The 5,321-nt window shown below is 36.2% G+C and carries 5 protein-coding genes and 1 pseudogene; all 6 read left to right on the top strand.

The window, feature by feature from the left end; all coding sequences use genetic code 11:
- Nucleotides 1-23: 23 nt before the first annotated feature.
- The 6 genes and pseudogenes from K737_RS05435 to K737_RS05410 all read left to right on the top strand — a co-directional run bounded on the left by K737_RS05435 (nucleotide 24) and on the right by K737_RS05410 (nucleotide 4,825).
- On the top strand, nucleotides 24-458 hold the full coding sequence (locus K737_RS05435; RefSeq protein WP_023491195.1) for a rubrerythrin family protein: 435 nt from the start codon (nucleotides 24-26) through the stop codon (nucleotides 456-458).
- A gap of 21 nt (nucleotides 459-479) precedes the next feature.
- Nucleotides 480-1,061 (top strand): AAA family ATPase, encoded by a 582-nt coding sequence (locus K737_RS05430; protein WP_006288988.1) that lies wholly within the window; start codon nucleotides 480-482, stop codon nucleotides 1,059-1,061.
- A 164-nt stretch (nucleotides 1,062-1,225) separates the two neighbouring features.
- On the top strand, nucleotides 1,226-2,167 hold the full coding sequence (locus K737_RS05425; protein ID WP_006288986.1) for a Gfo/Idh/MocA family protein: 942 nt from the start codon (nucleotides 1,226-1,228) through the stop codon (nucleotides 2,165-2,167).
- A 711-nt stretch (nucleotides 2,168-2,878) separates the two neighbouring features.
- Nucleotides 2,879-3,877 carry a hypothetical protein gene (locus K737_RS05420; protein ID WP_152531110.1) on the top strand — a complete coding sequence of 333 codons (999 nt, stop codon included), beginning with the start codon at nucleotides 2,879-2,881 and terminating at the stop codon, nucleotides 3,875-3,877.
- A gap of 412 nt (nucleotides 3,878-4,289) precedes the next feature.
- Nucleotides 4,290-4,388: pseudogene (locus K737_RS12115) on the top strand (IS5 family transposase); the annotation flags it as partial.
- A 212-nt stretch (nucleotides 4,389-4,600) separates the two neighbouring features.
- The gene (locus tag K737_RS05410; RefSeq protein ID WP_006288979.1) at nucleotides 4,601-4,825 is read left to right on the top strand and encodes an IS630 transposase-related protein; all 225 of its coding nucleotides are present in this window, start codon (nucleotides 4,601-4,603) and stop codon (nucleotides 4,823-4,825) included.
- Nucleotides 4,826-5,321 lie beyond the last annotated feature (496 nt).

Below are 5,321 nucleotides of genomic sequence, written 5' to 3'. Positions count from 1 at the left end.
AGGATAATTGTTTGGTTAGTCAAATGTCTGAAAAGTCCTTAAAAAATTCAAAAACTCATGAAAACTTAAAGGCTGCTTTTGCAGGAGAATCTCAAGCAAATCGACGGTACGAATATTTTGCCTTAAGGGCAGACAGAGAGGGAGTTTCTAGTGTGGCAGAGTTGTTTCGTTCTACAGCTCGTGGGGAGACTGCTCATGCTTTCCGTCATTTAGATTTTTTGTCTGCCATTGGAGATCCTGTAACAGATCTTCCTATTGGTTCTACTCAGGAAAATTTAGAGTCAGCGTCTGCTGGAGAGCGTTACGAGTACCAAGATATGTATCCGAGTATGGCAAAAACCGCTCGGGAGGAAGGATTTGAAGAAATAGCTAATTGGTTTGACGTGTTGGCAAAAGCAGAACGAATTCATGCTGCAGGTTTTGAAAAAGCTTTAAATCAATTAAAAACAGAAAAGTAACTTTAAAAAAAGAGGTTAAATATGATAGAAGAACTAATACTGATATTATGTGTATCCGGACTAACAGGATCCGGTAAGACAGCTGTTTCAGAGGGCGTTTCTAAGTTAGGGGGAATTCAGACCGTGTTAAAGCTAACTACTCGCCCTAAAAGAGCTTCTGATTTAGATGGAGAGTATTGTTTTGTAAATTCTGATATTTACAATAAGATGTTTCAAGAAAAAAAGTTTGCACTTCATACAAAATATTATGACCATGCTTATGCGATTCCCTATTCCATCCTTGAGGAAGGAAAAAAGAAAAATATTTCTCGGTTTATTACCCCCTGGGCTTTTGGAAAAGATTCTGTTTTTGATCCGCGTATACGCTATGTCAAAATTTGGCTAGAGCTTTCTCAAGAAGAGCGGGTAAAAAGGATGCTTAATAGAGGAGATAGCAAAGAATACGTGGCCAAGCGCTTAGAGCAAGAGGCCTTGCCTGAGTTTTCTGCTTATTGTCAACAGCAACGCCAGCAAAGTCATTTTATCGTGAACAGTAATGCTTCTCTTGACGAAGTAGTAAATAAGATTCGTGCTATAGGGCTGGACTGCGCAAATCTTCATTAACGATACAATGCAGGCAGTTTGTATAAACGGAGTGTTTTTTGGGATCCATGAAAGTCAGACAAGACTGTTGCATTTTTCAATCTTTACAGAGAGTTAAGCGGTGTGGTACCATCAACCTTCACGGAAATGTTAAGGCGTTTTAAATTCGAGGTAACGAAAGGTCGATGATTGCAGTAGTGGGGTGTGGACTGTGGGGCGAAAATATTGTGCGTACGTTATCAGAAATGAAAAAGCTATCAGCGGTTTTTGATGAAGATGACGAAAAATGTTCCAAATTATCCCAAGCTTTTCAAGTGCCTGTTTTAACGTTTTCTCAAATTTTGTCTTCTTCGCATATAAAGGGGGTAGTTCTTAGCGTTCCTGCCCCTGTACACATTTTAATGGCTTGTTCTGTTTTAAATGCGGGAAAGCATGTTTGGATCGAAAAACCTATGGCTTTAGATTTGAAACAGGCACAAGATGTATGTTCTTTAGCCAAAGAAAAAAGCCTTCAAATTTTGGTGGGTCATGTAATTCGTTACCACGGAGCTTTTGAAAAAATGTTAGCTCTTGTGCAGTCTAAAGCAATCGGAGATATTTTGTACATCGACTGTATACGAAATAATTGGGGACGTGTTTCTCCTGGAGAAAAAGACGCGTTGTGGAGTCTTGGGGTCCATGATATCTCGCTAATACTTGCGCTAACTTCTCAGCGTCCTATAAAGGCGCTTCGTTACGTTCAATCTTGCTTACAAGGGGGGGATCAAGGAATTCTTTTTTTAAAGTTTAAAAACGGAATTCAAGCGCGAGTTACGAGCTCATGGCTTTATCCTATTAAAGAACAGCGGTGCATTGTGACCGGAAGAAAAGGAAGCTTAATATTTGACGATACAAAGCAAGATGGAGAAGAGTTATGCATGTGCTTGCACGCTCTTTCAGAAACTTCTCCGTTTATTTCATCACAAGAGAGAACACAGGTTGCCTATGATCATCAAGAACTTCCTTTGAAACGGCAGTGTAAAGCTTTTGTACATACAGTATCTACAGGAGTTTTGGCACCAACTAATGGTATGGAAGCGTTGTTAGGTGTTGAAATTTTAAGTAACGCTGAAGAAATAGTACTTTAGATGATTGATAAGAATTTTGGAAATATTTTCTAAGTTTTTTAATATAGTTAGTTTTATACAATTTATTTACTTTAATTCTGAGTTTTTAATTTTTGTCAAAACAAAACTATTAGAGATTAAAAAAACTAAGGCTCGTCCTCAATTGAGTTATTTTTTTGTATTTTTTTAGTATTTATAATTTAATAATAAATTCGAAAAAGATATTCATTAAATGAGACATTATGCGTTGCGGAATGATCAGTTGGATAGGATAATAATCTTTTTCCTGGAAAAAAAGAGCATGAGGTCGTTACAGCAAAGAACAATTGCTTGTTCGTGGAAGGCTGATGGGGGGCACTGATAAAGCGTATGATGCCGATGAACGCAAAAACTTAAAGAAAAAAGCGTAAGGCCGTGATTTCCCCTAAAAAGAACTGTTTGGAGCCTTCACATTATGATGTATATCTTTATTAAATCTCGTTATTTGATCGAAAATTTTTTGCTAAACTCAAGAAACACCTCGCCATTGCTATACGCTATGATTAAGACTTCTGTAAATTTTCTGGGCGTTATTTGCTTGGCTTCAATGTTCCTTTGGCTTAATTTAGGACATAGCCTAATATTTTTTTATGTTTTTAATTTATTAATTACATAAAATTTAAATTGTATGTTTTTATTAAAAAAAAATATATTAGCGTTATAGTGGTCATATGCATTTTGATTTGTTTAAAAATGAAAAAAATAAAATTTTTTGGTTTATGTATTATTTTTTTTGAAATAATGACTTTTTCGTCTATGGGCAGTTCAGGGATATGTGATGAAAACGATACACTACAGTGTGAGAGTGATATTTTTGGAAGAAAAGAAAAAAGTTTTTGGGAAAAAAATCTTTTTAATATGAAGCAAACAATACCATGGAGAGAGTTTGAAACAATAAAAAAAATTTTAATTAAAGAAGGTATATGTGCAGAAACTGAATTCGTTATACATGATTTTCAGAAGCATGACGGAACACGTGGGCGTTTTATGAAAATACCAGGATTTGCTGATGGGTCGTGCTTGTGGAGTCATTTAGGGGTAGTCCCCAGAACTATGATGGATGTTTTGGAAGATTGTTTAAAAGAACTTCAAAACAACTTGATGAATGATCAGCTAGAGGACAGCAATCTTTTGCCAGAGCTTATGGAAGCGGTGCAGTTGATCGATCCCCTTGCGATATCTAATGGTGGAAAAGAGCCAGGAAAAAATATTAAAGAAGAATTTAATCAATTAGTAAGAAAAGCAAATCAAGTGTTACCTCATTGGTATAGATTAATTAAAAAATACGGCGGAACAGTATTTAAGATTCAAGATGAGTTCGCTGAATTCCTAAAATTAGAGAATCTAGACAGTCAAGGAAACAGAGATGATAAAAATGAAGATGATCAAAACCAAAAGGAAGACATGATAGACGCGCTACGTCCCCCCAATGGAGACACGTTTTTTCAAGTGATGTCTGAATACCTGAAAACGAATATTGCTATTTTTTCAAAGAAAAAATCCTCTAGAAATAGAGAAAACAGCAGATTTTTTAATCGTGGAGGAACAAAACACTGGTTATATTTACTGCAAAAAGATAACGGTACGCATTACGATATTTTAGTAGAAGTTGATAAACCTGTGAGTAGAGCGATTACAGCAGAAATGAATTCATTTTTAGCTTCTAAGCTTAATCAGATTCCGGAAGAATAAAAAAGCGCCCGCTTATTTTTTTAGGCTTTGTGTTAGTGATTCAGCTTGAAAGTGGGGCAGGGGGGGGCTATTTTTAACAGAAAATGAAAAAGAAACAAAACAGCTTCGATCTAATAACCTGTATTCATGAATAAAAAAGTGTGATATAAAAGACTTGGAGGAGTAGAAGAAGAATTATCCTAGCGATTTAAAAGAGAGAGTGGGAAGTAATAAAGCATCATTTTGATAGCGGAAATAGAAGCAAATACAACAAAAAAGAGGGTGTTAATGCAGTATGTTATATAATCAAGAGCGGTTGTCAATGGACGGTACATTCGTTTTATAGACGAAGTAGGATTAAGGAAAACTCATGGAGGAATTTGTGAGAACTATATTGAATAAAACTATAGCAATATCAGAGCATATATCTCAAGGATGGGCCATACTTCCAAAGCGTTGGATAGTCCAAAGAACATTTGCATGGCTAAATCCTTTTCGAAGGGTATCTAAAGATTATGAAATTGTGCCATAGCGACTGCTGAAAACATGATTATAACAGCCCATTCCATGATCCTATTAAGAAGGATAGCTGAATCATGAATACAGGTTCTAAGGGGGTGAGTAATAGAATATATGATACCGTTTCCCGATACTATAGTAATTTAGGTTGAATTAGGTGTAATAAAAGGAAAGAGACAAAGAGCCACAGCAACGATTTAAGACGAAGGGTAATAGAATATTTGGATGAGGGGGGCGGGTGAAGCATCGCAACCATTTAAAATAAGTGTATCAGCGATAGGCATGTGGAATAGAAAATACAGACAAGAAGGCAGGTATTTTCCTAAGAAGCGTGGTGGCTCAGAAAAAAAGATTGACTTAGAAAAGCTTGAAGAGTGCGTCAAAGAAAACCAAGACATGACCTTGAAAAAATCTGCTCAAGAATTTGGGGTACAATCAGTTACTGGTTAAAAAGATTAGGCTATAGCTTAAAAAAAATATTTTTCGTGCGTGGAAGCAAGCCAAAAAAAGCAAAGTAAAGAAAAGCGAAGTCAATATCAAGATTCGGTTGGCAAAAAGAGTGGGAAATAGTATCAAAGAACAAATAGTATTGCCGGTTTGATTAATAACAATCCGCATACTCCCCCTCACTTTTTTGAAGGGGCTTTAAAAGATCCGAAAGAGAGGCTATTTTATTAAAAATAAACAACAATGTTTAATGCAAATGAACCTTCTTCGTACTTAGTATGATCGATCAGCGAAAGGTTCAGCATCCTGCGCTGATCCACAAGATGAACGCTCCACCTTCAATAAAATCCAAGCTTGAACGCGTCAGGTGTTTTTTTTAAAGGACAAGGAATTGATTCTGGGCTCTTCTCAAAAGACTCTTCTCAAAAGCCTTAATATCAAGCATTTGGGAGCCAGTTCCTAAAATGCATTTAATGCTCGATGGCACCAATTGGAAGTT

This window comes from Holospora undulata HU1 (genome assembly GCF_000388175.3).
GTDB lineage: Bacteria > Pseudomonadota > Alphaproteobacteria > Holosporales > Holosporaceae > Holospora > Holospora undulata_A.
Note: the sequence above shows the minus strand (reverse complement) of the source record. Positions and strands in the feature narration are given on the sequence as shown.